This window comes from Actinoallomurus soli (assembly GCF_024055715.1).
GTDB classification, from domain to species: Bacteria; Actinomycetota; Actinomycetes; order Streptosporangiales; family Streptosporangiaceae; genus Actinoallomurus; species Actinoallomurus soli.
Window position 1 is genome coordinate 576,629 of the sequence record NZ_JAMXMV010000001.1, and the last position, 24,386, is coordinate 601,014.

At 71.3% G+C, this 24,386-nt stretch carries 17 protein-coding genes; 15 read left to right on the forward strand and 2 right to left on the reverse strand.

All coding sequences use genetic code 11. From position 1 onward, the window contains the following. Position 1 precedes the first annotated feature (1 nt). The 12 genes from hisI (at position 2) to NDW01_RS02780 (ending at position 10,903) form a co-directional block, all read left to right on the forward strand. Complete coding sequence (gene hisI, locus NDW01_RS02725; RefSeq protein ID WP_252816207.1) at positions 2–370, forward strand: phosphoribosyl-AMP cyclohydrolase; 369 nt, start codon at positions 2–4, stop codon at positions 368–370. Continuing rightward, on the forward strand, positions 367–954 hold the full coding sequence (locus NDW01_RS02730; protein WP_252816209.1) for a Trp biosynthesis-associated membrane protein: 588 nt from the start codon (positions 367–369) through the stop codon (positions 952–954). The genes hisI and NDW01_RS02730 overlap by 4 nt, the downstream gene beginning before the upstream one ends. Before the next feature lie 141 nt (positions 955–1,095). Further along, positions 1,096–1,704 (forward strand): response regulator transcription factor, encoded by a 609-nt coding sequence (locus NDW01_RS43675; protein ID WP_252816211.1) that lies wholly within the window; start codon positions 1,096–1,098, stop codon positions 1,702–1,704. A gap of 193 nt (positions 1,705–1,897) precedes the next feature. Then, positions 1,898–2,341 carry a DUF2752 domain-containing protein gene (locus tag NDW01_RS02740; RefSeq protein ID WP_252816213.1) on the forward strand — a complete coding sequence of 148 codons (444 nt, stop codon included), beginning with the start codon at positions 1,898–1,900 and terminating at the stop codon, positions 2,339–2,341. 223 nt (positions 2,342–2,564) lie between these two features. Then, complete coding sequence (gene trpC, locus NDW01_RS02745) at positions 2,565–3,371, forward strand: indole-3-glycerol phosphate synthase TrpC (protein ID WP_252816215.1); 807 nt, start codon at positions 2,565–2,567, stop codon at positions 3,369–3,371. Between the two features lie 111 nt (positions 3,372–3,482). Then, complete coding sequence (gene trpB, locus NDW01_RS02750) at positions 3,483–4,712, forward strand: tryptophan synthase subunit beta (RefSeq protein ID WP_252816217.1); 1,230 nt, start codon at positions 3,483–3,485, stop codon at positions 4,710–4,712. Positions 4,713–4,735: 23 nt separating this feature from the next. After that, positions 4,736–5,566, forward strand: a complete 831-nt coding sequence (gene trpA, locus NDW01_RS02755) for a tryptophan synthase subunit alpha (RefSeq protein ID WP_252817351.1) — start codon at positions 4,736–4,738, stop codon at positions 5,564–5,566. 116 nt (positions 5,567–5,682) lie between these two features. Next, complete coding sequence (locus NDW01_RS02760; protein ID WP_252816219.1) at positions 5,683–6,366, forward strand: MauE/DoxX family redox-associated membrane protein; 684 nt, start codon at positions 5,683–5,685, stop codon at positions 6,364–6,366. Between the two features lie 47 nt (positions 6,367–6,413). Beyond that, positions 6,414–7,262, forward strand: a complete 849-nt coding sequence (locus NDW01_RS02765) for a DsbA family protein (RefSeq protein ID WP_252816223.1) — start codon at positions 6,414–6,416, stop codon at positions 7,260–7,262. A gap of 271 nt (positions 7,263–7,533) precedes the next feature. Further along, on the forward strand, positions 7,534–8,835 hold the full coding sequence (gene lgt / locus NDW01_RS02770) for a prolipoprotein diacylglyceryl transferase (RefSeq protein WP_252816225.1): 1,302 nt from the start codon (positions 7,534–7,536) through the stop codon (positions 8,833–8,835). A gap of 150 nt (positions 8,836–8,985) precedes the next feature. Next, entirely contained in the window at positions 8,986–9,771 is a 786-nt protein-coding gene (locus tag NDW01_RS02775; protein ID WP_252816227.1) for a hypothetical protein, read from the forward strand. Then, complete coding sequence (locus tag NDW01_RS02780) at positions 9,764–10,903, forward strand: hypothetical protein (RefSeq protein ID WP_252816229.1); 1,140 nt, start codon at positions 9,764–9,766, stop codon at positions 10,901–10,903. Before NDW01_RS02775 ends, NDW01_RS02780 begins: the two co-directional genes overlap by 8 nt. Before the next feature lie 55 nt (positions 10,904–10,958). Here NDW01_RS02780 and NDW01_RS02785 read toward each other — a convergent pair whose 3' ends face one another. Further along, positions 10,959–12,482: a bis-aminopropyl spermidine synthase family protein gene (locus NDW01_RS02785; protein WP_252816231.1), complete on the reverse strand. Its 1,524-nt coding sequence runs from the start codon at positions 12,480–12,482 to the stop codon at positions 10,959–10,961. 100 nt (positions 12,483–12,582) lie between these two features. Between NDW01_RS02785 and NDW01_RS02790 the strand changes: the two genes are divergently transcribed. The 3 genes from NDW01_RS02790 to NDW01_RS02800 all read left to right on the forward strand — a co-directional run bounded on the left by NDW01_RS02790 (position 12,583) and on the right by NDW01_RS02800 (position 19,961). Beyond that, entirely contained in the window at positions 12,583–13,668 is a 1,086-nt protein-coding gene (locus tag NDW01_RS02790; protein WP_252816232.1) for a hypothetical protein, read from the forward strand. Between the two features lie 250 nt (positions 13,669–13,918). Next, a complete protein-coding gene (gene gltB / locus NDW01_RS02795) occupies positions 13,919–18,487 on the forward strand; it encodes a glutamate synthase large subunit (RefSeq protein WP_252816234.1) in 4,569 nt (1,522 codons plus the stop codon). 10 nt (positions 18,488–18,497) lie between these two features. Then, the gene (locus NDW01_RS02800) at positions 18,498–19,961 is read left to right on the forward strand and encodes a glutamate synthase subunit beta (protein WP_252816236.1); all 1,464 of its coding nucleotides are present in this window, start codon (positions 18,498–18,500) and stop codon (positions 19,959–19,961) included. A gap of 175 nt (positions 19,962–20,136) precedes the next feature. Here the strand turns inward: NDW01_RS02800 and NDW01_RS02805 are convergent, their stop codons facing one another. Continuing rightward, the gene (locus NDW01_RS02805) at positions 20,137–24,285 is read right to left on the reverse strand and encodes a hypothetical protein (protein WP_252816238.1); all 4,149 of its coding nucleotides are present in this window, start codon (positions 24,283–24,285) and stop codon (positions 20,137–20,139) included. Positions 24,286–24,386: the final 101 nt, after the last annotated feature.

Genomic DNA, 24,386 nt, shown 5'->3' on the forward strand with positions numbered 1-24,386 from the left:
AATGGATGTCATGTCCTTGGACCCCAAGATCGCCGACCGTCTCAAACGAACCGAAGACGGGCTCGTCCCGGCCATCGCCCAGCAGTACGACACGGGCGAGGTGCTCATGCTGGCCTGGATGGACGACGAGGCCCTGCACCGCACGCTGACCACCGGCCGCGCCACCTACTGGTCGCGCAGCCGCAAGGAGTACTGGGTGAAGGGGGAGTCCTCCGGCCACCAGCAGTGGGTCAAGGAGGTCGCCCTCGACTGCGACGGTGACGCCATCCTGGTCAAGGTCGACCAGGTCGGAGCCGCCTGCCACACCGGTGACCGCACCTGCTGGGACGCCGACCGCCTCGACGCGGTCGTGGGAGAGCGTCCCCGGTGACGCACCGCCGCGAACTCGCCGCCGCCGCGCTGCTCGGCGTGGCGGGCGCGGCGCTCGCCGCCGGGTTCACCGGCCGGACCTGGGCGACCGTCACCGTGCGCGGTGGCCCGCAGCTCATGCCGTCGCTCCAGCACCTCACCGGGAGGTCGCTGAGCGGCGGCATCGCCGCGCTCGGCCTGGCGGGGCTGGCCGGGATCGCCGCGCTGCTCGCCACGCGCGGCTGGGCGCGGACGGCCGTCGGCGTGCTGCTGACCGTCTTCGGCGTGCTCGTGGCCGTGCTGTCACCGCTGGCCGTCCGCCACGCGCGGGTCGTGTCGGCCGCCGCCGACCGGACCAACCTCACCCGGCTGACCGGTGACCTGTCCGTGCACGTGGGCGGCTGGTGGATCGTCTCGATGGCCGGCGGGATCCTGCTGGCCGCCGCCGGGCTGCTCACCGTCGTACGCGGCCGGCGCTGGCCCGGCATGTCCGCCCGCTACGACCGTCCGGGCGCCGCGTCCCGCGTCGGCGACGATCCCGCCTCGCTGTGGAAGTCGCTCGATCGCGGCGACGACCCCACCAGCGACGAACTCCAGGAGCACTGAGTGAGCGGGCGCGCGCCGTCCCGACCGGCAGGGGAGGACGACGCGCCGGGCGCCCGCTCACCACGATCCCGGCCGGGCGCGCCGGATGCCCGCTCACCGCGGTCCCGGGCGGACGCGCCGGGCCGGGCCACCGTGCTCGTCGTGGAGCACGACCCGGGTGTCGCCGACCTCATCCGGCTCTACCTCACCCGTGAGGGGTACCGCGTCCGGCTCGTCACCGACCCGAAGACGGCCGCCGGGCTCGCCCGCACCCTGCGCCCCGACGCGATCGTCCTCGACCTGACCGCGGGCGTGCACCGGGAGGTCGCGGAGGCCGCCGGCCCCGCGGTCGTCGTGTCCGTGGTGCCGCCCGGCATGACGGCGCCCGCCGGGCCCACCGTGCCGCGCCCGTTCAGCCCGCGGGTGCTCCTCGCCACGCTCGGCCGTGCCCTGCGGGGTCACCAGGTCGCCGCGCCGCGCCAGGACGTGCTGCGAGCCGGCGCCATCGTGCTCGACGCGCGGACCCGTTCCGTCACCGTCGCGGGGGTGCCGAAGGCGCTGACCGCCATGGAGTTCGACCTGCTGGCGTTCCTGATGAGCCACCCGGGGCGGGTGTTCGCCCGTGACCAGTTGCTCGTGGCCGTGTGGGGGGACACCGAGGCCGCGGGCGTCCGCACCGTCGACGTCCACATCGCGCAGCTGCGCGCCAAGCTGGGCGCGGGCAGCCCGCTGCGCACCGTACGCGGCGTCGGCTACGTCGCCGACCGCTGATCCGCCGCCCCTGTCGGCGGATGCGCCGCCGGCCGCCGCCCCTGCGCCTGGGTGCGCCGGAGTCGCGCGTCGTGCCGCCGCCGGCCGCCGCCCCTGCGGCCGGGTGCGCCGGAGTCACGGGTCGCCGGCCGTCACCTCGGTCGGGTGGGGCGGAGTCCCGAGTCGCCGGACCGGTGCGCCGTACGCTGGGAGCGTGACAGCGGGACATACCGGAACCCGGCCGATGCCGCGGAGTGTGGGGCGCCGGAGGGCGCGCTGGACGCCGTACGCCGTGCTCGCCGCCGTGCTCGGCGCGGCCTGCTACGTCTCGGCGGTCGACCCGAACCACCCCGGGCACTACCCGACCTGCCCGTTCCTCGCCCTGACGGGGTACTACTGCCCCGGCTGCGGGTCGTTGCGCATGATCCACGCCATCGGCCACGGTCATCTCGCCGAGGCGTTCGGCCGTAACCCGCTGGCCTTCGCCACACTGCCATTCCTGGCTTACCTCTGGGTCAGATGGGTGTGGGCGGCGCGGGAGGGGCGGCCGGTGCGGTCCAGGATCCTCCAGCCAGCCGTGATCGTCGGATTCACGGTGGTCATCCTGCTTTTCTGGGTTGTCCGGAATCTCCCGATCGGGCGTGCTCTGGCCCCGTGATTTCCCACCCCCGCAAGGCGCATCGGACCGGCGGGGCTACGATCGAGACACACACGACCGTCCGGCAAGGGGGGACCGTTTTCGTGGGCGAGTTCGCGATGCAGGGCTCGGTGCGGGAACGGTGCGGACATCCGGCGAGCGATCAGCGGGGAGGGCATGTGGGCGACCGGTTCGGCGAGGCGGCGCTGCGAAGGCCTCCGATGAGTGCGGGGAAGGTGGGCTCGTGAGCGTGCTCGACGAGATCCTGGACGGCGTCCGGGCGGATCTTGCGGAGCGGCAGGCGGCCGTGTCGCTCGACGCGCTCAAGCAGATGGCGACCCACGCCCCGTCACCGCGCAACGCGATCGGCGCGCTGCGCGGCCAGGGCGTCGCGGTGATCGCCGAGGTCAAGCGGTGCAGCCCCTCGAAGGGCGCGCTGGCGGCGATCGCCGACCCGGCCGCGCTCGCCGCCGACTACGAGGCCGGCGGCGCCGCCGTGATCAGCGTGCTGACCGAGCGCCGCCGTTTCGGCGGCAGCATCGACGACCTGGCCGCGGTGCGCAACCGCGTCGACATCCCGGTCCTGCGCAAGGACTTCGTCGTCTCCTCCTACCAGCTGTGGGAGGCGCGGGCGTACGGTGCCGACCTGGTGCTGCTGATCGTGGCCGCGCTCGAGCAGCAGGCCCTGGTCTCCCTGATCGAGCGGGCCGAGTCGATCGGGCTCACCCCGCTCGTCGAGGTGCACACCGAGGAGGAGCTGGGCCGCGCGCTGGACGCGGGCGCGAAGGTCATCGGGGTCAACGCCCGCGACCTGAGCACGCTGCGCGTCGACCGCGGCGTCTTCGCCCGGATCGCGCCGCAGATCCCCGACGGCATCGTGCGGATCGCCGAGTCCGGCGTGCGCGGGCCGCACGACCTGCTCGCGTACGCCTCGTCCGGCGCCGACGCGGTCCTGGTCGGGGAGAGCCTGGTCATCGGCAAGGACCCGCGCTCGGCGGTGTCCGACCTGGTCGCGGCCGGGGCGCACCCGGCGCTTCGCCAGGGCAAGTAGGCGGCGGAGCAAGTAAGCTATGCGCATGATCCTTCGCGAGCGATGGCGGGCCTGAATCCGCACCTCAGTTGACCGGATCCGGCCCTAACCGACTGCGACAGGACCATCGCGATGACCATCGATGCGGCACGCTCTCTTCCCGACCTGACCGGGCACTTCGGCCCCTTCGGCGGGCGGTTCGCGCCCGAGGCGCTCATGGCCGCGCTCGACGAGCTCACCACCTCGTACGAGACGGCCATGGCGGACCCGGCCTTCCGGGCCGAGCTGGACCACCTGCTGGCGACCTACGCCGGGCGGCCCAGCCTGCTCACCGAGGCGAAGCGCTTCGGCGCGGAGGCGGGCGGCGCCCGGATCCTCCTCAAGCGCGAGGACCTCAACCACACCGGCTCGCACAAGATCAATAACGTGCTGGGGCAGGCGCTGCTCACCCGGCGCATGGGCAAGACCCGGATCATCGCCGAGACCGGAGCCGGCCAGCACGGCGTCGCCACCGCGACCGCCGCGGCCCTGCTCGGCCTCGAGTGCGTCGTCTACATGGGCGAGGTCGACACCGTACGCCAGGCGCTCAACGTCGCCCGGATGCGGATGCTCGGCGCCGAGGTGGTCCCGGTCACGACCGGCAGCCGCACCCTCAAGGACGCCTGCAACGAGGCGTTCCGCGACTGGGTGGCGACCGTCGACGACACGCACTACTGCATCGGCTCCGTCATGGGCCCGCACCCGTTCCCGATGATGGTCCGCGACTTCCAGCGGATCATCGGCGTCGAGGCCCGCGAGCAGGTCCTCGAGCTGACCGGGCGGCCGCCCGACGCGGTCGTCGCCTGCGTCGGCGGCGGGTCGAACGCCATCGGCGCCTTCCACGCGTTCGTCCCCGACGAGGGCGTCCGGCTGTACGGCTTCGAGGCCGGCGGCTCCGGCGTCGAGAGCGGCAAGCACGCCGCCACCCTCGTCGGCGGCTCCCTCGGGGTCATCCACGGCATGCGCACCTACCTGCTGCAGGACGAGGACGGCCAGACCCTGGAGACCCACTCGGTGTCGGCCGGGCTCGACTATCCCGGAGTCGGCCCCGAGCACTCCTGGCTGCACGACAGCGGCCGCGCCACCTACGAGGCCGTCACCGACGCCGAGGCCATGGACGCCTTCGCGCTCCTGTGCCGCACCGAGGGCATCATCCCCGCCATCGAGTCCGCGCACGCGCTGGCCGGCGCGCTGCGCGTCGGCCGCGAGCTCGGCCCGGACGCCACGATCGTGGTCTGCCTGTCCGGCCGGGGCGACAAGGACATGCACACGGCCGCCGAATGGTTCGGGCTGGTCGAGGGCGAAGGGCCGGCGGGCGCATGAGCGAGCGGAGCGGGAGCGAGAGCATGGAGCGGACCGAGGGCGCACCGGCGCGCACCGTCGCGACGGCGTTCGAGCAGGCCAAGGCGGAGGGACGCGCCGCGCTGGTCGGGTACCTCCCGGCGGGCTTCCCCTCGTTCGAGGGGGCCGTCACCGCCGCGAAGACGATGGTCGAGGCGGGCTGCGACGTCATCGAGATCGGCCTGCCGTACACCGACCCGCTGATGGACGGCCCCACCATCCAGGACGCCGTCCACCAGGCGCTGACCGGCGGCATCCGGGTCGCCGACGTGTTCCGCACGGTCGAGGCGGTCGCCGCCACCGGGGTGCGCACCCTCGTCATGACCTACTGGAACCCCGTCGACCGGTACGGCGTGGACGCCTTCGCCCGCGACCTGTCCTCGGCGGGCGGCTGCGGCCTGATCACGCCGGACCTCACGCCGGAGGAGGCCGAGCCGTGGCTGGCCGCCTCCGACGCGTACGACCTGGACCGGGTGTTCCTCGTCGCGCTCAGCTCCACCGACGAGCGCCTGGCCAAGATCACCGCTCTGTGCCGCGGCTTCGTGTACGCCGCCTCCCTCATGGGCGTGACCGGGGCGCGCTCCGCCGTCGACACCGGCGCCGCGCACCTGGTCGAGCGCACTCGCAAGGCGATGACGCAGCCGTCCTCGCTGCCCGTCGGGCTCGGCCTCGGTGTCAGCAACGGCGAGCAGGCCGCGGAGGTCGCGGGCTTCGCCGACGGCGTGATCGTCGGCTCGGCGTTCATCCGCCGGCTGCTCGACGCGCCGTCGCTCGACGCAGGTCTCGACGCCGTGCGCCGCCTCACGGCCGAACTCGCCGCGGGCGTGCGGCGATAAAAGGCCCGTGCCCGGCCCGGAGGTGACAGGATCTACCTCGTGCTTTGACGGCGTCCTTACATTCCCGTCGCCTATGCTGGCGCGCGCCGGGATCATGACCAGGGTGAGGAACGACAGTGGCGACCAAGGCTGACTCCGCAGGGCGTAGGACCAGGGCCACCAAACGGGCGTCCGGGCCCGCGGGCGGAAAGACCCCGCCCGGACGCGGCAAGGGCGGATCGGGTGGCGGGAAGACGCGCGCCACCGACACCAGGACCGGCCCCGGGCGCGGTAAGGCCGACGTCGACGAGGGCCGGACCGGCCTGGCCGGACGGATCCGCGTCCCCGCCCTGCCCGAGCGCTACCAGCACTGGATCACGCTCGTCGTGCGGGTCCTGCTCGCGGGCATCCTCGGCACCGCCGGGTACGCGAAGTTCACCGAGCCCGCCGCGCTGCAGAAGACGGCGGTCTCCGCGTACCGGATCCTGCCGCAGGGCGCGGTGACCCCGGTCGCCCTCGGCCTGCCGGTGCTGGAGATGGTCCTCGCCGTGATGATCCTGCTCGGCTTCGCCACGCGGGTCATGGCGATCTGCGTGGGTCTGCTGTTCGTCGTCTTCATCGCCGGGATCATCTCGGTGGCCGCCCGTGGGCTTTCCATCGACTGTGGCTGTTTCGGGGGCGGCGGCACGGTGGCCAAGGGCCAGACCCATTACCTTAGAGAGGTCTTCAGAGACCTCGGCTTCCTCGTTCTCGCCGCCTGGCTGATGTTGTACCCGCGCGGCAAATTCGCGCTCGACCGGGTGCTCGGGATGTACGCCTGAGCGCCGGACGGTTCGAGCGCTGACCGGATATTCGACTAGGAGACCAGATGAGTAAGGCCGCTCGACAGCGGTCGGCCCGCGAGCGGCTGGCAGAGGAGCGCAAGCGCCAAGCGCAGAAGCAGCAGCGGATGCGCGCCCTGACCATCGCCATCAGCGCCCTCGCCATCGTGGCGCTGGCCGTGATCCTCACCGTGTACCTGGTGAACAGGAACAACAGGAACACCTACAGCGGTGCGATCGCGCCGGCGACCCGCCTGGCCGACGGCGGGATCCTGATGGGCAAGCCCGGCGTCAAGGCGCCCAAGCTGGAGATGTTCGAGGACTTCCAGTGCCCCATCTGCCACGAGATGGAGAGCACCAGCGGCAACACGGTCAAGAAGCTCGCGGCCGAGGGCAAGGTCAACGTCATCTACTACCCGTTCTGGCTGTTCAAGCAGCAGTCGGAGCCGATCCGCGGCAACTCCCAGCGGGCGGCCAACGCGGCGCTGTGCGCTCCGGCGGACAAGTGGGTCCAGTACCACGACATGATCTACAAGAACCAGCCGGCCGAGGGCTCGAACGGCTTCTCCAACAAGGACCTCATCGGCTGGGCCAACAAGCTGGGCTTCGACACGCCGGCCTTCGAGCAGTGCGTCAAGGGCCTGCAGAAGCAGAGCCAGGTCGACGCGATGACGACCTACGCCGAGCAGACCCGCCAGGTCAGCGGCACCCCGACGGTGTTCCTCGACGGTCAGTCGCTGGACCTGACCAACGTCCTGCTCAAGCCGTCCGCGCTGGAGAAGGCCGTCCTGGCCGCCAAGCCCGTCGACGCCACGCCGAGCCCGGCGGCGTCGGCCACGCCGAGCGGTTCGGTGAGCCCGTCGGCGTCGGCCACGCCGAGCAAGCCCGCCAAGTGACGGTCGCGGGCGGCGCCCACCATCGCGCCGCCCGCCGACGGCCGTCGCGAACGGCCGGACGGACGAGGGGCCGCGACCACCGGTCGCGGCCCCCTTCTCGTGTTCCCGGCCACCGCCGGATCGTCCACCGTGTCCTCGGGGTCGCCGAGATGCGGACTCCGGCTCCATCGTGGCTCGCGGTCGCCGAGCATGCGGTACGCCGCGCATTCGACGCCCGATCTTCACCGTCGCCGCGCCTCCGCGCGCCCGTCAGACGGTAATCTCACTTCCCATGCAGCAGCCGCTCGCCTTCATCCCCAGCCCGTCGCAGGGGAGCATCCACCTGGGCCCTCTCCCCCTGCGCGGATACGCCCTGATGATCATCATCGGGGTGATCATCGCCGTCTGGCTCGGGGACCGGCGCTGGGCGGCGCGCGGCGGCACGGCGGGCACGGTCCTGGACATCGCCGTCTGGGCGGTGCCGTTCGGCCTGGTCGGCGGCCGTCTCTACCACGTGATCACCGATCACCAGCTGTACTTCGGGCACGGGCGTCATCCCGTCGATGCCCTCAAGGTCTGGAACGGCGGGCTGGGCATCTGGGGGGCCATCGCCCTGGGCGCCCTCGGCGCCTACCTCGGCTGCCGCCGCCGCGGCATCTCGCTGCGCGTGTTCGCCGACGCCGCCGCGCCGGGCATCGCCCTCGCCCAGGCGATGGGACGCTGGGGCAACTGGTTCAACCAGGAGCTGTACGGCCGTCCGAGCAAGCTCCCGTGGGCGGTGAAGATCGACCCCGCGCACCGCCCGCCGGACGCGAAGTACGCCGACATCGCCACCTACCAGCCGACCTTCCTCTACGAGTGCCTCTGGTGCATCGGGGTGGCCGTCCTGGTCATCTGGGCGGAGAAGCGGTTCCGGCTGGCGTACGGCCGCACGTTCGCGCTGTACGTCGCCGCCTACACCGTCGGCCGTGCCTGGATCGAATGGCTGCGCATCGACGAGGCGCACCACATCCTGGGCCTGCGGCTCAACGACTGGACCTGCCTGATCGTGTTCCTCGGCGCGGTGGGCTACATGTACCTCCAGCGGCACCGGACCGAGAACCCGCCGGGCGCCCTGGGCTCGGCGAACGACGCCGGCGAAGCCGCCGCGGGCCCGGCCGAACCCGCCACCGTGGACGGCGACACGGCGACGGCCACCACGACCACCGCCATCGCGGACCCGGCGGACTCCGAGCCGGTCGTGGAGACGGGATCCGAGCCGGAGCCGGCGGCCGTCGCGCCCGCCGTGGCCGACGCGGAGGCCACCGATCCGGAGGACACGACGGCCGCCGAAGCCGGGGCGACGTCACCTGAGGCGAAGGACGCCGAGGCGGCAGACGCCCCCGAGGCCGAGGCCGAGGACGGTGAGCCCGCGGACGGCGACCGTACGGAGGCCGCGCCCGCCACCGCGACCGGCGAATCGGCCGCAGGGGACGAGGACGAGACGTCGGACGCCGGAGCGTCCGACGCCGCCGACGCCGAGGAGGTCTCTCAGGAGACCGCGGCCGCGCAGGCCGACACGGCCGGCCGGCCGTCGGCGGCCCGCCGGACCTGATCGACCGCTCCGCAGGGCCGGCGGACGCTCGTCGGCCCGTGGAGTGTGCTCCGGATCGGCCCGTGGGCTGCGCCACAAAAAGCGCCGCAAACTAGGGCAGAACGGCGATATGGACATCTCGGCGATGGAGGTTCGCTAAGCTCACGCCTCGTGAGCGAGATGGGTTACGAGGACCGCGAGCAAGGTCGGCCGTCCCGGGGACGCCGCGCCGCACAGACCCCCGAGGGGGGTTCAAAGCGGAACCTTCTGATCATCGGTGGCGCCGCGGTGGCCGTGCTCGTCATCGTCGCCGTCGTCGCGGTCGTGGCGATGGGCGGTGGCGGCGACAAGAAGCCGCAGGCCGCCGCCGCGGTGCGGGTGCTGCCCAAGGTGTACGTCAACACCCCGGCGAACCCGCAGGTGAAGAAGCTGGCCGACCGCACCAAGGACAAGCGCCCGCTGAACAAGAACGAGGTGTTCGGCGACGACGACAAGACGGTCACCCACGGCAAGTACACCTTCACGCTCGCCGGGTCGGATCTCGCCGGAGACTGCAAGACCGGCACCTGGGGCCAGGAGTTCCAGGGCGACCTGGCGAAGTACGGCTGCACCCAGATCGCCCGCGGCGCGTACGTCAGCAACGACAAGCAGTACGTCGGCCAGTTCATCGCGATCAACCTCGCGAGCCTGCAGGGCGCCGAGCAGATCGTCCGCGACCTGGACCCCGACAGCGGCGCGGGCTTCGTCTCACCGTTCACGGTGAAGGGATCGACGAACTTCACCGGCGGCTTCAGCGCCGCCTACAGCCAGGCGTACGGCCACTACGTGGTCATCAGCTGGGTGGAGAAGGCCGGCGGTGCCCAGCCGCAGACGATGAACGAACTCCTGGACGCCAGTATCGCCATCGAGCGGGCCGACGACTTCGTCTGGGAACGACTCGTCCTCGCCGGTGAATAGGCGGCCGCGCCGCCGGTCGGCGTCGCCCGCCGGCCCCGCGGACCAGGACCCCCCGCCGCTCCCCGAGGGAGAGGCCTCGCAGCCCCCCGCGGGGTACGGCGCGCCGCCCGGGCCGTGGGGCGCGGGGTCGCCTCCGGCCTGGAACGGCGGGCACGCTCCGCCGCCGGAGGCGCAGCAGCCGCCCGCGTGGGGCCACGGACGGCCCCCGGCCGGGGAGGGGCAGCAGCCGGCCTGGAACGGCGGGCAGCCCCCCACCTGGGAGGGGCAGGAGCCTGCCGCGTGGAACGGCGGGCGGCCGCCCGGCCGCGAGGGGGAGCGCGATCCGGAGGAGGAGACGCCGCGACCGTCACGCCGGTCGCTCCGGCTCCCCGCGATCAAGCTGCCGGCCCGGCCCGCCCGTGGTGAGAAGGGCCCCGGCGCGCTGCCGCCGGTCGCGTACTTCGCCGCGGCCGGGGTCGTCCTCGTCGTCGCGCTCATCGCCGTCGCGGGCCTGGTGGTGCTGACCCACGGCGATCGGAAGCCGTCCGAGCAGCAGCCGGCCGCGGCGCCCGCCGGCGGCACGCTGCCCTCGACCTACTCCGCGGCCTCCACGACCTCGGTGTTCGCGCCGATCGCCAAGCGCACCGCCGACCCCCGCCCCCTGACCGCGAACGAGGTCTTCGACGAGAAGACGATCTCGGACCGGGATGCGAAGGCGTCCTTGAAGCTGACGGCGTCCAAGCTGGACGCCCGGTGCGCCGACGCCGTGTGGGGTCGGCCGCTCGCCCAGCTCCTGCAGCAGTCGGGCTGCACGCAGGTGACGCGCGGCGCGTACGAGGACAAGGGCTTCTCGGCTCTGGTCGCGATCTTCAACCTGGCGGACTCGACGGCCGCCGACAAGCTCGTCGCGGCGGCCGACCCGCGGTCCGGCGACGGGTTCGTGCGCCCACTGGGCGACGGCGACGCGGCGTACGGTCAGGGCTTCAGCACGGCGCGCGGGGTGGCGATGGGCCACTACGCGGTGATCACCTGGGTCCGGCGCGCGGACGGTTCGGGCGGCGAGACCGACCCGAAGCTGGTGTCGCTGCTGGTCACGATCGGCCCTCCGCCCGCCATCGTCCAGCGTGTCGCCGACAAGGGCGGACAGGGCTGACAAGGGCCCGGGGCCTGGTCGCCGGCCCCGCTCGCTTGCGGCCGTGCGGGCCGGGTCAGGCGTCGAGTGCCTGCCGTACGGCGTCGGGAAGACCGGCGAGCCGGTGGGCGGGCAGGTCGAGGACGGTCGCGTCGCCGAGCCAGGGGGCGGCCTCCTGGATGCGGGCGCGCGCCTGGTTCTTGGTCAGGTCGCCGGAGGCGTGCCGGATGAGACCCTCGCGCCAGGAGCCCGCGATCCGGTTGTGCGGCCGGTCCAGGATGTGGCGGAGGACGGCTCCGGTGCCGCCGGGCGCCTCGATCCGGGAGGCGACGATCTCGCCGGGCGCCGTCTTCAGGTGGTACACGGCCGAGAGCACGCCCTTGAGGGAGCGGGGGAGCACCGCGGGGGTGAGCACGCGCACCCGCTCGGCGCGCGAGGCGAGCAGCACCCGCGGCAGCAGCGCGTCGTACCCGGCCGGGAGCGCGATGACGACGTCCCCGGTGCGGCCGGCGTACGGCTTGGCGAGCCAGGTCGCCAGGTGCACGCGCGGCGTTCCGGGCGCGAATCCCTTCGGCCAGTCGCCGACCAGCAGGTCGGCGGGCTCGGTGACGGCGGCCTCCAGGGGCCGCTCCGGGGCCTCCACCGCCTGCGGGCCCTGCGTGTAGATCCGGGTGCCCGCGGCGGCGGGTCCCAGCGCCTTCCAGGTGCGGCTCGTGGGGCGCAGGACGTACAGGTCACTGGCGGAGCCGATCGCCGGTGCTCCGTCATAGCGGTTGAAGTCCGGCCAGATCGCCTCGTACGCCAGGTGCAGCGGCCCGAGGGCCTCCTGGACCTTCAGTGCCAGCGCCGGGGTCCCCTCGCTGGCCCCGTACGCGACCAGTACCCGTCCGGAGTCGCGGTCGCGCAGTCCCTCCAGGCCGCGCCGGGTGAACAGCGCGACGCCGTCGGGGGTGTACGGCGGATCGGTGAAGACCAGGTCGGCCCACTCCCGCGCGCCGGGCGGCAGGCCCAGCCGCAGGTCGGCGAACCGGCAGCGGATCGGCAGGCCGCGCCGGGCGGCCTCCTCGCCGATGAACTCCAGGATGCGGTCGTCGATGTCCACCACGGTGATCTCGACCCCGGGGTGCGTCAGCGCGACCGCGAGGGACGTGAGGTCGTGGTCGCCGACGCACAGCAGCCGCGCGGAACCGAGCCAGAACCGGGCGCCGAGCAGCAGCGCCCGCCGTACGGCCGTGTCGGCGGTCGCCGCGACGTGGTCGAGCGCGGTACGGGCGCGGGGCGCGGCCGCGATCAGCGCCGCCATCTCGGCGACGATCTCGGCGTGGTCGGGGAGGAGGTGGGCGACGGGGTCGGCGATGACCGCCGGGGCGGCCAGCGGTCGGTAGGCGTCCGCCCGGTCGCGGCGGATCCGCCCGTCCTCCAGGTCGTCTCCGAGCGCGGTCAGCAGCGCGTCGATCGCCCGGCGGGGCGCGGCGGTCGCCCGGACGAGCGCGTCGGCGTCCCATGAACGATCACCGGTCAGCAGAGCGAGGGCATGGCGCAGGCGGCGGGCACCGACGCCCTCGACGATCCGCGCGGCCTCCTCGGGCACCTCAGACATGCCGCCAAGCCTAGAGGTGTCGCGATTCGCCCAAACTGCAGGGAACCAGACCTTAGGCTTCTCCCATCGAAGAGGCGATGTCGTCAGAGGAGATCGCGATATGAGTTACCCGTACCCGCCCAACGGCCCCGGCGAGCAGCCCCCTGGCGGCCAGCCCGGCGGGTGGGGCGAGCAGCCTCCTGGCGGGCAGTCCGGCGGGTGGGGCGCGCCGCCTCCGCAGGGCGGATACGGCCCGTCCGGGGCCGGCTGGCAGCACCAGGAGACGATGGCGGCCGGGATGCCGATGGGGCAGCCGCAGATGCTGCCGCCGCAGGCGCAGCCTCCGATGGGCCCGATGGGGCAGCCGCCCATGGGCCCGATGGGTCCGATGGGGCAGCCTCCGATGGGACCGCCGCCGAAGAAGGGCAACGGCGGCATGGTCTTCGGGGTGATCGCGGCGGCGGTCGTCGTGGTCGGCGGCGTGCTCGGCGGCGTCTACTACGCGGCCTCCAGCGGCGGGAACGACGACAATAAGTCGGGGACGACGCCGGCCGCGGTGGCGACGCCGGGAGCCGGCGGGCCGGCGGCCGGGCAGCCGGGCTCGGCGGGCGGCCAGTCCAAGCCGTCGTACTACAACGCCACCAAGTCCTGGTCGCTGTGGAACAACCTGAACACCGCGTCCCAGGATTCCAAGCCGATGACCACGGACGAGGTGTTCGGCGACGCCGAGGCCAAGGCCCAGACCAACAACATCGAGCACATCACGATGCAGTTGCAGGGCAACGGGCGGCTGGACGCGGACTGCGCGAGCACGGTGTGGGGCCCGGCGCTGAAGGCGGCACTGCAGGGCGACGGCTGCACCCAGGCGATCCGCGCCGCGTACGTCTCGTCGGACCAGAAGTGGGTCGGTCAGCTGGTGATCTTCAACCTGCGAGACGTCAACGCCGCGAACACGCTGATCCAGGACCTGGACCCGCAGGCGGGGAACAAGGGCTTCTTCCTGCCCGTGTCGGGCGCCTCGCCGGTGGACCGGTTCGGCAAGGGGGCCACGGGCGCGTCCGGCGGCGCGTACGGCCACTTCGTCGTGATCGGCTGGGCGGGCGCCGCGGACGGCAACGCGTCCGAGCCCGACACCATCGCCCCGGCGTCGCTCACCGAGCGGGCGGGCAAGACGTTCCTGTTCAGCCGGAACGTCGGCTCCAACTGATCGAGCCTGCCGGCGGCGCTGCCGCCGCCGGCATCACGGCAGCTCAACCCACGTTTCGCACGGTCGACCGCCGACCGGAACAACCGGGCGAAGTGCTCGGTTGAACCAAGATGCGGGAGATTGTGCAAGTTTCGCGATCATGCCGCGTCGGGGATGAATCAGGCAGTGTTGTAATCTCTAGTCACCGCAGTGGGCCAACGTCGTCCCGGACTGCACTGATGAGGAGCGTAACGAGACGACGGGAGGGTTGATGGTGCCTGCTGCCATGATTCCGGGCCGGGGACGCCCTGAGCGTCAAGGTCTGTACGACCCCGCAGGTGAGCATGACGCCTGTGGCGTCGGCATGGTCGCCGACCTCAATGGTCGTAAGAGCCACGACATCATCGTCAAGGCCTTGACCGTCCTGCGTAACCTGGATCACCGCGGTGCCAAGGGCGCCGAGCCGGACGACGGCGACGGTGCCGGAATCCTCACCCAGCTCCCCGACGCACTGTTCCGGGAGGTCGCCGGGTTCGCGCTGCCCGAGGCGGGCGCGTACGCCGCCGGCATCGCGTTCCTGCCCGCCGACGAGGCGACGCGGGCCGAGGCCGTCGCGACCGTCGAGCGGATCGCGGACGAGGAGGGCCTGACCGTCCTCGGCTGGCGCGAGCTCCCGTACGACCCGGAGTTCACCGGGCCGACGGCGCGCGCGGTCATGCCGCACTTCGCCCAGCTGTTCCTCAGCGCCCGCAGCGGCGCACGGGAGCTGGAGCTGGACCGGATCGTGTTCTGCGCCCGCGAGCGCATGGAGCAGGACACCGGGGTGTACTTCCCGAGCCTGTCCAGCCGCACGATCGTCTACAAGGGGATGCTGACGACCCCGCAGCTGGAGCCGTTCTTCCCGGACCTGTCCGACCGGCGCTACAGCAGCGCGATCGCGCTGGTGCACTCGCGCTTCTCCACCAACACGTTCCCGGCGTGGGAGCTGGCCCACCCGTACCGGTTCGTCGCGCACAACGGTGAGATCAACACGGTCAAGGGCAACCGGAACTGGATGCGGGCCCGCGAGGCGCTGCTCAAGTCGGACCTGCTGCCCGGCGACCTGTCCCGGATCTTCCCGGTGATCGACATGGAGGCCAGCGACACGGCCTCCTTCGACGAGTGCCTGGAGCTGCTCCACCTCGGCGGCCGGTCGCTGCCGCACTCGGTGCTGATGATGATCCCCGAGGCGTGGGAGAACCACACCGAGATGGACCCGGAGCGGCGGGCCTTCTACGAGTTCCACTCGACGCTGATGGAGGCCTGGGACGGCCCGGCGAGCGTCACCTTCACCGACGGCACCGTCGTCGGCGCGGTCCTGGACCGCAACGGCCTGCGCCCGGGACGCTTCTGGGTCACCGAGGACGGCTTCGTCGTGCTGGCCAGTGAGGCCGGCGTGCTCGACATCGAGCAGTCGAAGGTCGTCCGCAAGGGCCGCCTGCAGCCCGGCAAGATCTTTCTCGTCGACACGGCGCAGGGCCGCATCGTCGAGGACGACGAGATCAAGGCCGAGCTCGCCCGCGAGCACCCGTACGCCGAGTGGCTCCGCGACGGCCTCGTCCGCTTCGGGGAGCTGCCCGAGCGCGAGCTGCGCGTCGTCGAGGAGCTGCACGAGGGCGACGTGCCCTCGCACGAGACGCTCGTCAAGCGCCAGCAGGTCTTCGGCTACACCAATGAGGAGCTGAAGATCATCCTGGCGCCGATGGCGAAGAGCGGCGCCGAGCCGATCGGGTCCATGGGCACCGACACGCCGCTGGCCGCGCTGTCGGACCGCCCGCGGCAGTTGTTCGACTACTTCAAGCAGCTGTTCGCCCAGGTCACGAACCCGCCGCTGGACGCCATCCGCGAAGAGCTCGTCACGAGCCTGCAGTCGACGCTCGGCCCGGAGGGCAACCTGCTCGAGCCCGGCCCGGAGTCCTGCCGGCGGCTCGTGCTGCCCACGCCGATCCTCGACAACGAGGAACTGGCCAAGATCATCCACATCAACGACGACGGCGACCGGGCGGACTTCCAGCCGTACGTCGTGTCCGGCCTGTACGACGTGACCGGCGGCGGCGAGGCGCTCCGGCACCGCCTGGAGGAGATCTGCGCCGAGGTGTCGGCCGCGATCCGCGACGGCGCCCGCCTCCTCGTCCTGTCCGACCGCGGCGCGACCGCCGACCAGGCACCGATCCCGTCGCTGCTGCTCACCGGCGCGGTGCACCACCACCTGATCCGGGAGAAGAGCCGCACGCGGGTCGGGCTGGTCGTCGAGGCCGCCGACGCCCGCGAGTGCCACCACATGGCGCTGCTCATCGGGTACGGCGCCTCCGCCGTCAACCCGTACCTCGCGATCGAGACCGTCGAGGACCTGGTCGCCACCGGCGTCCTGGAGATCGAGCCGGCCAAGGCCGTCCGCAACCTCGTCAAGGCGTACGGCAAGGGCGTCCTGAAGGTCATGTCCAAGATGGGCGTGTCCACGGTCGCCTCGTACACCGGCGCGCAGATCTTCGAGGCCGTCGGCCTCGGCGAGGAGGTCCTCGCCGAGTGCTTCGCCGGCACGACCTCCCGCCTCGGCGGCGTCGGCTTCGACGTCCTCGCCGAGGAGGTCGCGCAGCGCCACCGCCGGGCGTTCCCGCCGGGCGGCAACGAACTGGCCCACCGCACCCTCGAGGTCGGCGGGGAGTACCAGTGGCGCCGTGAGGGCGAGCCGCACCTGTTCAACCCCGAGACGGTCTTCAAGCTGCAGCACGCCACCCGCAGCCGCCGCTACGAGATCTTCAAGGAGTACACCAGGCTCGTCGACGACCAGTCGGCGCGGCTGATGACCCTGCGCGGCCTGTTCAAGCTGCGCGAGGGCGTACGCCCGCCGGTGCCGATCGAGGAGGTCGAGTCCGTCTCCGAGATCGTCAAGCGGTTCTCCACCGGCGCGATGTCGTACGGCTCGATCTCCGCCGAGGCCCACGAGACCCTCGCGATCGCGATGAACCGTCTCGGCGCCAAGTCCAACACCGGCGAGGGCGGCGAGGACCCCGAGCGGTTCACGCCCGACGCCAACGGCGACCTGCGTCGCTCGGCGATCAAGCAGGTGGCCTCCGGCCGGTTCGGTGTGACCTCGGAGTACCTCACCAACGCCGACGACCTGCAGATCAAGATGGCGCAGGGCGCCAAGCCCGGCGAGGGCGGCCAGCTGCCCGGCCACAAGGTGTACCCGTGGATCGCCAAGACCCGGCACTCCACCCCCGGCGTCGGGCTCATCTCCCCGCCGCCGCACCACGACATCTACTCGATCGAGGACCTCGCCCAGCTCATCCACGACCTGAAGAACGCCAACCCCGCGGCGCGCGTGCACGTCAAGCTCGTCGCCGAGGTCGGTGTCGGCACGGTCGCGGCGGGCGTGTCCAAGGCGCACGCCGACGTCGTCCTGATCTCCGGGCACGACGGCGGCACCGGCGCCTCGCCGCTCACCTCGATCAAGCACGCCGGCGCGCCCTGGGAGCTCGGCCTCGCCGAGACCCAGCAGACACTGCTGCTCAACGGCCTGCGCGACCGCATCGTCGTGCAGACCGACGGGCAGATGAAGACCGGCCGTGACGTGGTCATCGCCGCGCTGCTCGGCGCCGAGGAGTACGGCTTCGCCACCGCGCCGCTGGTCGTCTCCGGCTGCGTGATGATGCGCGTCTGCCACCTCGACACCTGCCCGGTCGGCGTCGCGACCCAGAACCCGGAGCTGCGCAAGCGGTTCAGCGGCAAGCCGGAGTTCGTGGTCAACTTCTTCGAGTTCATCGCCGAGGAGGTCCGCGAGTACCTCGCCGCGCTCGGCTTCCGGTCCCTGGACGAGGCGATCGGGCAGGTCGGCCTGCTCGACACCGCCGAGGCCGTGGACCACTGGAAGGCCGCCGGGCTCGACCTGCGCCCGATCCTGCACCGCCCGGACCTGCCCGACGGCGCGGCGCTGCGCCGCGTCACCGTGCAGGACCACGGCCTGGAGAAGGCCCTGGACAACACGCTGATCCAGCTCGCCGAGGGCGCCATCGCCTACGGCGACCAGGTGACGCTCGAGATGCCGATCCGCAACGTCAACCGCACCGTCGGCACGATGCTCGGCCACGAGGTGACCAAGAAGTGGGGCGGGGAGGGCCTGCCCGACAACACGATCGACGTCACCTTCACAGGCTCGGCGGGCAACTCGTTCGCCGCGTTCGTGCCGCGCGGGATCACCCTGCGGCTCATCGGCGACGCCAACGACTACGTCGGCAAGGGCCTGTCCGGCGGCCGCCTCACCGTGCGCCCGCCCGCCGACGCGCCGTTCAAGGCGGAGGAGCAGATCATCGCCGGCAACGTCATGCTGTACGGCGCGACGTCCGGTGAGGCGTTCGTCCGCGGTGTGGTCGGCGAGCGGTTCTGCGTCCGCAACTCCGGCGCCACCGCCGTCGTCGAGGGCGTCGGCGACCACGGCTGCGAGTACATGACCGGCGGCCGGGCGATCGTCCTCGGCCCGACCGGCCGCAACTTCGCGGCCGGCATGTCCGGCGGCATCGCCTACGTCCTGGACCTGCGGCCCGAGCGTCTCAACACCGAGATGGTCGACCTCGACCCGCTCGACGCCGACGACCTCGCGTACCTGCGGGACATCGTCGAACGTCACCACACCGAGACCGGTTCGACGGTGGCCGCCGCGCTGCTCGCCGACTGGGAGACCGCGGCCGGCCGGTTCAGCAAGGTCATGCCGCGCGACTACAAGAGGGTCCTGACCGCCCGCGCCGCCGCGGAGGCCGAGGGACGCGACGCCGACCAGGCCGTCATGGCCAGCAACGGGTGAAGGGGGAGACATGGCTGACCCGAAGGGTTTCCTGACCCATCAGCGGGAGCTTCCGAAGCGTCGCCCCGTCGACGTTCGGATCCGCGACTGGCGCGAGGTGTACGAGGACTTCCCGAAGAGCTCCCTGGAGAAGCAGGCGTCCCGCTGCATGGACTGCGGGATCCCGTTCTGCCACAACGGCTGCCCGCTCGGGAACCTCATCCCCGAGTGGAACGACCTCGTCCACCGGGACGAGTGGCGTCACGCCATCGAGCGGCTGCACGCCACGAACAACTTCCCGGAGTTCACCGGGCGGCTGTGCCCGGCGCCGTGCGAGTCCGCCTGCGTCCTGGGCATCAACTCCGACCCCGTGGCCATCAAGCGGGTCGAGGTGGAGATCATCGACCGGGCCTTCGCCGAGGGCTGGGTCACGCCGCAGCCGCCGTCCGTCCGGACCGGCAAGAAGGTCGCGGTCGTCGGCTCCGGCCCGGCCGGCCTGGCCGCCGCCCAGCAGCTCACCCGCGCCGGCCACGACGTCGTCGTGTACGAGCGGGCGGACCGCCCCGGCGGGCTGCTGCGCTACGGCATCCCCGAGTTCAAGATGGAGAAGGCGCACCTGGACCGCCGCCTGGCCCAGATGCGCGCCGAGGGCACCGACTTCCGCTGCTCGGTGAACATCGGCGCCGACGTCACCGCCGAGGAGCTGCGCGCCTCGTACGACGCCGTGGTCCTCGCGGGCGGCGCCACCGTCTGGCGCGACCTTAAGGTGCCCGGCCGCGAGCTCGACGGCATCCACCAGGCGATGGAGTACCTCCCGCTGGCCAACAAGGTCCAGGAGGGCGACATCACCGACACGCCGATCTCCGCCAAGGGCAAGAACGTCGTCGTCATCGGCGGCGGCGACACCGGCGCGGACTGCATCGGCACCGCCGTCCGCCAGGGCGCCGCGTCGATCACCCAGCTGGAGATCATGCCGCGCCCGCCGGAGACCCGGCCCGGCAGCCAGCCGTGGCCGACGTACCCGATGCTGTTCAAGATGGAGTCGGCGCACGAGGAGCTGTACGACCTCGGCGGCGAGCGCGCGTACGCGGTCAACACGCTGGAGTTCGTCGGCGACGAGAACGGCCGCGTCAGGGCCCTGCGCGTCGTCGACGTACGCGGCCCGGAGACCGGCTTCGAGCCCATCGAGGGCACCGAGCGGGAGATCCCGGCCGAGCTCGTCACCCTGGCGATGGGCTTCCTCGGCCCGCAGCGCGAGGGCCTGCTGGAGCAGCTCGGCGTCGAGCTGGACCAGCGCGGCAACGTCGTCCGCGACACCGCCTACGCCACCTCGGTCGACGGCGTGTTCGTCGCCGGCGACATGGGCCGCGGCCAGTCGCTGATCGTCTGGGCCATCGCCGAGGGCCGCTCCGCGGCGGCGGCGGTGGACAAGTGGCTGACGGGCCACTCGGCCCTCCCGGCCCCGATCCCGCCGACCGCCCGCCCGCTCGTCTGACCGACCGAACCTTGAGGGGCACGCCCGATATACGGGGGTGCCCCTCGTTCGTTGTTTCAGGCCGGCTGTTCCTCGATCACACGTGGAGCGGGCACCGGTGCCGGGCGACGTTGACGAAAAAGATCAGCGGCATGCACAGCCGTTTACGGGCGGGGTCCCACCGCCGGCGCCCAGGTCAGCGGATCAGGACGGCGGCGCTGACACATTTCTGCTCATTGTCAGGAATCAGCTCTCCGTTGGAGTCTCTGGCGCTGCGGCTGCTCGACCACCAGTTGTGGCGGTCGTAGGGATTGAAGGTGATGTGGGGGGCGGGCTTATGGCCTGCTCCGTCGTGTTCCGTGTTGCCGGTGGCATCGGCCGGCCGGGCGTTCAGTACGGCCGTGTCGCCACTGTCATGGCCGGGATCGACCGCGCTTGGGACGTTCAGTGTGTCCCGGGCTCGGATCAGAGGCTTCAAGAGTGCCTGTTCATCTCGCAAAGAGCCGCGGAGTTCTTCGATGACGGCCGGATCGGTGTCCGGATTGGCGGTCAGCTGACGGATCTGACCCTGGAGATTTTGTATCGTGTCTTCGCGTGTCCTGATCGCGTCGTCGAGATGCGCTCGATCGAGTTTCGCCGTGCTGGGATCGAGGGCCGCGTGGAAAACGAACGGCCCGCCCAGTCCTGGCCCCTCGAAACCACCCGTCTGATCACCTGCACCCCCGCCCGGCTGGTATGTCTCGGCCGGCTGTTCTTGGCCTGCGGCGACGGCACGAGCGTAGGCAGCCCGAGCCGTGGCTGCATCGAAACCCCGCGCAGCAAGATCATCGATGAATCGCTGAAGGCTGATCCCGTCCCCTACCGCAGTCCAGGCGGCTGGATCTAGCTCCTCCACCCCTTCGGCGATCGACCGGTACGGTGTCCCAGGCGGAACGTGCTGCACCCAGCTGTACATGGTGTTTCTTCCTGCGCTCCACGTCACGTACCTGCCGGGAAAATCCGCCTCGATCGCCGCGAAGACCGCCCCACGAATCCCCGGATCAACGTTGCGCAGTTCGTCCCTGGTCAGCGGGCCTGCATTCATACGCTGTATGAGGAGGTCGGCCTGCCGATGCACCGGCTCTTCGGCCCTGGCCAGGTCGGCGATCGACCGGTACGGTGTCCCAGGCGGTACGGCCTGCTTCCGGCCGTGCATGGTGGCGGGTCTTCCTCTTCTTCGTTCGTGCCACGTCACGTACATGCCGGGAAAATCCGCCTCGATCGCCGCGAAGACCGCCCCACGAATCCCCGGATCAACGTTGCGCAGTTCGCCCCCGGTCAGCGGGCCTTGCTCCATAAGTCGTATGAGGGTGGCGGCCTGCCGACGCGCCGCGGCTTCGGCATCGGGGGCCGGGTCGGCGCGCACGGCGATCGACCGGAACGGTGTCCCAGGCGGTACGGCCTGCTTCCGGCCGTACATGGTGGCTCTTGCTCTTCCTCTTTCTTCACTCCACGTCACGTATCTGCCGGGGGCCAGCGACTCGATCGCCTCGAAGACCGCCCCACGCATCCCCGGATCAAGATGGCGCAGGTCGTTCCCGGTCAGCGGGCGTTCGTTCATGCGCTGTATGAGGGTGGCGGCCCGCTCCGCTGTGGTTCTGACCCTGGGTGCGCCGATGTGGGGGTGGAGGGGATCGGTCAAGGCTTGAACGATCGATTCCGATTCCGGCCGGGTATCGCCGAACGGAACCACCCGGCCCGTCGGATCCCGGAACGAGACCTGGGCGTTGGCCTGTCGCAGGTCCTCGCGCCCGCCGACGTCACCGGCAAGCCAGTCACGCACCTTTTCGGTACCGGCCGTGATGGTGTATCCGGCGTCCTCGGACTGATCAGGGTTGATCAGTACCAGGCCCTCATCACCGGTGTGGTACACGGCGATGGCGTGACCAACGCCGCTAAAGCGTCCGAATCGGATGTAGGCGTGTGCGCCCGGCTCCGCTGCTGCCAACGCATCGACCAGGTTCCTCCACCCGGTCATGCGCGGCCATTGCGAAGCCGTCTTCATTTCCCCCAATGGCGCCCCGGGCCACCGGCCCGACAAACCGGTAAGCACCAACCAGCAGTACCGGCTCCCCACATCCCAGGCGGGCACCGGACCGGCCGCCTCAAGCCGGGCCTCATCAGTCGCCTTCGCCTCGAGCGCAACGGCCGTGGCGGCATCCTTGACCTGCTTCGCCGACAACACACCACCATCGGAAGACTGGCCAGCGACCACCTCATCTGGCTGGGGGGCCGGGTTGTGGCCTGTTCCGTCGTGTTCGGTGTTGCCGGTGGCATCGGCGGGCTGGATGTTCCGAACGGCCGTATCGTCACCGTCATGGCCGGGATCGACCGCGGTTGGGGCGTTCAGTGTGTTCCGGGCGTGGATCAGACGGTCCAAGAGGGCTTGTGCATCTCGCAAAGAGCCGCGGAGCTCTTTTAGGGCCGTCGGATCGGCGCCCGGATCAGCGGTCAGGTCACGGATCTGACCATCGAGATCTTGGATCGTGTCTTGACGTTTCCTGATCGCTTCATCGAGATTGGCTCGATCGAGTTCTTCGTGCTGGTTCGCTGTTCTGGGATCCAGAGCCGCGTGGAAGACGAACGGCCCGCCCAGCCCTGGTCCCTCAAAACCACCCGTCTGATCGCCTGCGCCTCCGCCCGGCCCATACGTCCCAGCCGGCCATCCTTGGATCACGACGACGGCACGGGCACGGGCATAGGCAGCCCGAGCCGTGGCTTCATCGAAACCCTGCGCACCAACATTATCGATGAATTGCTCAGGGCTGATCCCCGCCCTTATCGCACTCTGGGCGGCTGCATCCAGCTCCTCCACCCTTTCGGCGATCGACCGGAACGGTGTCCCGGGCGGTACGTGGTCCACCCGGCCGTACATGGTGGCTTGTCCGGCACGCCACGTCACATACGTGTAGGGACGCTTCGCCTCGATCGTCGCGAAGACCCTCCCACGCACCCTCCGATCAACGTCGCGCACGTCGTTCCCGCTCAGCGGGCCTTGATCCATGCGCTGTATGAGGGTGGCGGCTTGCCGGAGCACTCCGGCATTGGCCGGGTCGGCACCCTCGACGATCGGCCAGTACAGTGTCCCGGGCGGTACATGGTCCACCCGGCCGTACCAGGTGGCTATTCGTTGACTCCACGTCACAAACTGGCCGGGAGCCTGGTGCTCGATCGCCGCGAAGACCCTCCCACGCACCGCTGTACTAACGTCGCGCAGGTCGTTCCCGGTCAGCGGACGTTCGTTCATGCGCTGTCTGAGGGTGGCGGCCCACTCCGCTGTGGTTCTGGCCCTGGGTGCGCCGGTGTGGGGGTGGAGGGGATCGGTCAAGGCTTGAACGATCGATTCCGATTCCGGCCGGGTATCGCCGAACGGAACCACCCGGCCCGTCGGATCCCGGAACGAGACCTGCGCGTTGGCCTGTCGCAGGTCCTCCCGCCCGCCGACATCACCGGCAAGCCAGTCACGCACCTGCTCGGTACCGATCGTGATGGTGTACCCGGCGTCATCAGACGGATCAGGGTTGATCAATACCAGACCCTCATCACCGGTGTGATACACGGCGACGGCGTGACCAACGCCGCCGAAGCGCCCGAACCGGACGTAGGCGTGCGCGCCCGGCTCCGCTGCTGCCAACGCATCGACCAGGTTCCTCCATCCGGTCATGCGCGGCCATTGCGAAGCCGTCTTCATTTCCCCCAAGGCCACCCCGGGCCACCGGCCCGACAAACCGGCAAGCACCAACCAGCAGTACCGGCTCCCCAGCTCCCAGGCGGGCACCGGACCGGCCGCCTCAAGCCGGGCCTCATCAGCCGCCCGCGCCTGCACCGCAACCGCCGTGGCGGCATCCTTGACCTGCTCCGCCGACAACACACCACCACCGGAAGACAGGCCAGCGACCTCATCCGACCGACCCGACCGCCGCCCATCCACCCCACCCACAACAACCCCATACGGTGCAACACCGGTGTGCGTCCCGGCACGGGCCCGCCCCACACCGCCGGCATCACCCCGCCAGCCGCGCATCCCCATCGCCGGCACCGACTCAACGACGCCACGCGCCCGTTCCCCGCCCGAACCGGTGGCGGGCCGCAAGATCACCGGCTCCCCGGCCACACCAGAAGATCTCTCGGGCACCTCCATCGTGATCGACCCATCGTCATGCAGCCGCCCCCCGACGACCTGCACACACGCCGCCCCAGACTCGGCCATGCTGCGCCGTGAGGTACGCCACCCCACCGAATCGAAAGCCTCTGCCGCGTTCGGGAACTCCGCCGCATTCGCAGAATCATGCATGTCGACGGTCACCTCACCAGATCGAAGAAACGCCCAGAAACACGCGAAAAGCCTACAGCTCCACCGTTACAAGCGACCCGGCAGGACCCGGCAGCCGTGGTACAGCACGGTAA

Excerpts from the sequence above, each read along its gene's own strand:
- gltB (WP_252816234.1), top strand. The coding sequence starts at position 13,919 with ATGGTGCCTGCTGCCATGATTCCGGGCCGGGGACGCCCTGAGCGTCAA.
- NDW01_RS02765 (WP_252816223.1), top strand. The coding sequence starts at position 6,414 with ATGAGTAAGGCCGCTCGACAGCGGTCGGCCCGCGAGCGGCTGGCAGAG.
- NDW01_RS02790 (WP_252816232.1), top strand. The coding sequence starts at position 12,583 with ATGAGTTACCCGTACCCGCCCAACGGCCCCGGCGAGCAGCCCCCTGGC.
- lgt (WP_252816225.1), top strand. The coding sequence starts at position 7,534 with ATGCAGCAGCCGCTCGCCTTCATCCCCAGCCCGTCGCAGGGGAGCATC.
- trpA (WP_252817351.1), top strand. The coding sequence starts at position 4,736 with ATGGAGCGGACCGAGGGCGCACCGGCGCGCACCGTCGCGACGGCGTTC.
- NDW01_RS02800 (WP_252816236.1), top strand. The coding sequence starts at position 18,498 with ATGGCTGACCCGAAGGGTTTCCTGACCCATCAGCGGGAGCTTCCGAAG.
- trpB (WP_252816217.1), top strand. The coding sequence starts at position 3,483 with ATGACCATCGATGCGGCACGCTCTCTTCCCGACCTGACCGGGCACTTC.
- hisI (WP_252816207.1), top strand. The coding sequence starts at position 2 with ATGGATGTCATGTCCTTGGACCCCAAGATCGCCGACCGTCTCAAACGA.
- NDW01_RS02785 (WP_252816231.1), bottom strand. The coding sequence starts at position 12,482 with ATGTCTGAGGTGCCCGAGGAGGCCGCGCGGATCGTCGAGGGCGTCGGT.